Genomic DNA, 5,317 nt, shown 5'->3' with positions numbered 1-5,317 from the left:
AGGATATTACTATGCAGTAGTTGATAAAGAAAAGGTAAGTGATATTGCCCTTCACAAAACAGGGATTAAAATTTATCCAAGGAAAGATAATTTACAGGGCAAGGTTTATCCTTTATATAGGGGAAGAACTTTTGGAGAAAGCCAAAAAGTAGATAAACTCTTTGATGAAATAGCGGTAGGTATGAAAGATACACCTCTTACCGACTTAAATGACTTGCTTTATATTGAAAATAAAGGCTTGTTTGAAATAGAGGAAGATACCGTAACAGAAGAAAAGTTAGGCTATGATTTTTATATATCAAGTTTTGGTGAGCAGTTTCCAAACTATTATGAAGATATATACATTTCAAACAATAACTTAATGATTGATGATGCAAGGCAAAGCATAGCCTATATAAACAAGGAAAATGAATTAGAGTTTAGAGTAAATCTTCCTGATGAAGAAAAAAATAAGGTTCTTGAGATAAGGGATAAAAAGGAAGTTTTGTCAAATTTAATTAAAAAAGATATAGAAGAAAGAAAAAACTATTACTTTAATCCTATGAGTGAAGAATATATCTTAAAAACCGAGAACATAGAAGTCGGCAGACTGAAAGATATCACCCATATAACAGACAGTATTGACGGCAAACAAGGCTATGAAGCGGAGCTTATACTTGATACCAAAAACAAAGAACTAAAACAAAATCTTAAATACAATGGTTTTGTAGTAAAAACAAATATTGCAATTAAATATGACAGCTACAATGAAATGCTTAGAAATCTTCCATACCTGCTTGATGATAACCATAGAGATGTACTTTTAACAGGCTATATAAATTCAGAAATTGAAAGACAAAATGAGAAAGATTTGTCGAAAGAGCATATATATAAAGAGGGAATGACAGTTAAATATAAAGGCAAAGACTACATCGTATCATCTATTGACAAGGTTAATGATAGTTTTAATGCAATAAAACTTGAAGATAATGAAAGTTATATGAAAGGCTTTATTACAGGAAGTGAACATTTAATCTTTAGAAATGAAAAAGATTTGGACTTGGAGATAATAGCTGAAAAAGAAATGCATATTCCTGATGATAAGTATTTGGGAGGTATCCCTCCTATAAACTATAAAATAAATAGAGAAGATGAAATATTACCTCCGTCTGAAAGGCTGAAAAATAATATTGAGGCAATCAAAGTCTTAAAAGAAATTGGAGAAAGGCATAGCTATGCTACAAAAGGAGAACAGGACACTTTAAGCAGATATGTAGGCTTTGGAGGATTATCCGATGTCTTTGATGAAGAAAAAGAGGGACAATGGAAAGATGCAAGGGAATTCTTAAAAGAAAATCTATCACCTTTTGAATATGAGCAAGCTCGTGAATCTACCTTAACAGCCTTTTACACACCCAATACGGTAATAAAGGCAATCTATGATAAATTAGCAGATATGGGATTTGAAAGTGGAAATATATTAGAGCCGAGTATGGGAACGGGCAGATTTATAGGCAATCTCCCGGAAGAAATGAATAAATCAACATTCTACGGAGTAGAACTTGACAGCATAAGCGGAAAGATAGCAAAATTGCTTTATCCTAATGCAAATATACAGATAAAAGGCTTTGAAGAAACAAAGTTTTCAAATAACCTATTTGATGTAGCAATAGGAAATGTGCCTTTTGGAGAATTTAAGGTAAATGATCGTGAGTATGAGAAAAACAACTTTCTTATCCACGATTATTTTTTTGCAAAAACTTTAGATAAAGTACGCTCCGGAGGTGTAATAGCCTTTATCACCTCAAGCGGCACAATGGATAAGAAAAGTGAAGATGTAAGAAGATACATCAGTGAGAGGGCGGAATTTTTAGGAGCGGTTAGACTTCCAAATAATACCTTTAAGGGTGAAGCAGGTACAAAAGTAACAAGTGATATTATATTTTTAAAGAAAAGAGATAGACTATTAAAACTTGATGAGCCTTGGGTAAAGCTTGCTACTGATGAAAAAGGCTTAACTTACAACAAATATTTTGTAGACAATCCTAAGCAGGTGCTTGGAAGCATGGAAGAAATATCAAGTAGATTTGGAACAGCTTTAGCGTGTATAGATGACGAAAATATAAGTTTAGAAGAAAAATTATCCTCAGCAATTAAAAATATATCAGGAACTTATGAAAAAGCGGAGATAAATAAAGAATTGGAAACAGAGGCAATACCGGCAGATGATAATGTTAAAAACTTTTCATTTACAGTAATTGATGACAAGATATATTTTAGAGAAAACTCCATAATGCAAAAGGTAGCCTTAAGTAAGTCGGATACAGAAAAAGTAAAGGCATATATAGGCTTGGAACAGGAATTAAGAGAAGTAATAAGACTGCAAAAAGAAGATTATCCGGAAGAAGATATAAAATCCGCACAAGGAAAGTTAAATGAGATATACGATGATTTTTCTAAAAAATACGGTCTGATAAATGAAAGAAAAAATTCAAATCTTTTCAAGGAAGATGCCAATTACTCCCTTATGTCAAGCCTTGAAAAATTGGATAAAAAGGGAAATTTTATCGGCAAATCGGACATATTCACAAAAAGAACAATAAGAAAAGCGGCAGCCATAGAGCATACGGATAATTCTCAAGATGCACTGATACTCTCCATATCGCAAAAAGGCAGAGTAGACTTTGGCTATATGGAGAGCCTGACGGACAAATCAAGAGAAGTCCTTATCAGTGAATTAAAGGGAGAGATTTTCTTAAATTTGGACGGATTTGATCCAAGTGATACAATGCCTTTTTCTTTTGCAATAAACAACGGAGATTTTGCAAGACCTTATGTAACGGCAGATGAATATTTGTCCGGCAATATAAGGGATAAAATTGAAATAGTAGATGCATATATAAAAAATGTAAACTATGAAATAAGTGAAAATGAAAAATTACTACAAGCCGATACTACTCTTTCAGACACAGATAAAACTGATATTTCTGTTGATGACAATTCAAATAAAAAAACTGAACTGACAAAAGAAAATGAAATCCTGAAGAAAGAATTATCCTATCTTAACTTTCAAAAGCAAAAACTACAAGAGGTAATGCCGAAAGCACTTGAAGCAAGCGACATAACTGTAAAAATGGGGGCTACTTGGGTAGATACAAATTACTATAAAGATTTTATGTTCCATCTGCTTAAAACATCAGGTTCAAAAAGGTGGAATATAGACATTAAATATACTGAATTTACAGGTGAATACAATGTAGAAGGAAAAAGTATAGATAAGGGCAATGACCTTTCTGATTTTACCTATGGAACAAGCAGAGTAAATGCCTATAAGCTGATTGAAGATACCTTAAACCTTAGAGATACCAATGTATATGATCAAGTTACCGATGGAGAGGGGAAGAAAAGATCTGTATTAAACCAAAAGGAAACAATGCTTGCAAGGTCAAAACAGGAAATCATAAAAGAGGAGTTTAAGAACTGGATTTTCGATGATATAGACAGAAGAACTGCACTTGTTGAAAAATATAATAATCTCTTTAATTCCGTTAAATTAAGAGAATTTGACGGGAGCAACCTATCCTTTGAGGGAATGAATACGGAAATAGAACTAAGACCACACCAAAAAGATGCTATCGCAAGAGGCTTATTCGGAGGAAATACCCTGCTTGCACACGAGGTGGGAGCCGGCAAGACCTTTGAGATGATAGGTATTGCTATGGAATCTAAAAGGCTTGGACTGAGCAATAAGGCAATGTTTGTAGTACCTAACCATATAGTGGAACAGTTCGGAAGGGAATTTAATGAACTTTATCCGGGGGCAAATATTCTTTGTGCGACGGAGAAAGATTTTACACCGACTAATAGAAAAAGGTTTTGCAGTAGGATTGCTACAGGAGATTATGATGCAGTAATTATTGGGCATAGCCAATTTGAAAGAATCCCTATATCAAAAGAAAGACAGGAGTATGAACTTCAAAGCCAGATTGATGAAATCGTGGATTTTATAAGAGAGTATAAAAGGGATAGAAATCAGAAATTCACTGTGAAACAGCTTGAAAAGACCAAAAAAGGACTGGAGGCAAAGCTCAAAAAATTAAATGACGACTATAAAAAAGATAATGTGATAACCTTTGAAGAGCTTGGCATAGATAAGCTGTTTGTAGACGAAGCACATTCGTACAAAAACCTTTATCTATTTTCAAAAATGAGAAATGTTGCAGGAATTACAACTACCGATTCACAAAAATCAAGTGATATGCTGATGAAGTGCAGATATATGGACGAGATAACAGGAAATAAGGGGGTTGTATTCGCAACAGGAACCCCTGTAAGTAATAGTATGACGGAACTTTATACAATGCAGAGGTATCTTCAGTATGATGAATTAAAGAAAATGCACCATCAACACTTTGATTCGTGGGCATCTACATTTGGAGAAACGGTAACAGCCATAGAACTTAATCCTGAAGGTAACGGATATCGAAGCAAGACAAGATTTGCAAAGTTCTTTAATCTTCCGGAACTTATGAATACAGTAAAACAGTTTATGGATATAAAGACAGCCGATGTACTAAATCTTCCAACACCCACAGCACACTATGAAACCATAAAAACCAAGCCGACTGAGGAACAAAAAGAGATACTTGAAAGTTTTTCTAAGAGGGCAGATAGAGTAAGAAACAAAGAGGTGGATTCAAGCATTGACAATATGCTCCTTATAACCAATGACGGAAAGAAAATGGCACTTGACCAAAGACTAATCAATCCACTACTTCCGGATGATCCAAGCAGTAAGGTAAATGCCTGTATAAGCAATATATTCAGCATTTGGGATAAATACAAGGAGAAAAAATCTACACAGCTTGTATTTTGTGATATGTCAACACCGTCAAGTGAATTTAACATTTATGATGATATAAAGGAAAAGCTTATTAAGATGGGAGTGCCTGAAAATGAAATAGAGTTTATTCATAATGCAAAGAATAATAAAGAAAAAGACGCTATCTTTGACAAGGTAAGAAATGGAGAAATAAGGGTACTGCTTGGCTCTACTCAGAAAATGGGGGCAGGAACTAACTGTCAAGATAAGCTGATTGCTATTCATGATACTGATGTGCCTTGGCGTCCTGCCGATTTGGCACAAAGAGCAGGTCGTATTGTAAGACAGGGTAATGAAAATAAAGATGTTCATATTTTCAGATATATAACAGAAAATACCTTTGATGCCTACCTTTTTCAAATATTGGAGAACAAACAGAAATATATCTCTCAAATAATGACAAGCAAGACACCTGTTAGAGTAGCTGAAGATGTGGACGAAGCCACGCTGAATTAT

The 5,317-nt window shown here is 34.0% G+C and carries 1 protein-coding gene; it reads left to right on the top strand.

The features are described 5' to 3' along the window. Window positions 1-5,317, top strand: a 5,317-nt coding sequence (locus ACTTKP_RS10940; protein WP_442553935.1) for a helicase-related protein, incomplete at both ends; no start/stop codon positions are given.

The organism is Catonella sp., from assembly GCF_052169795.1.
In the GTDB taxonomy this organism is placed as follows: domain Bacteria; phylum Bacillota; class Clostridia; order Lachnospirales; family Lachnospiraceae; genus Catonella.
Note: the sequence above shows the minus strand (reverse complement) of the source record. Positions and strands in the feature narration are given on the sequence as shown.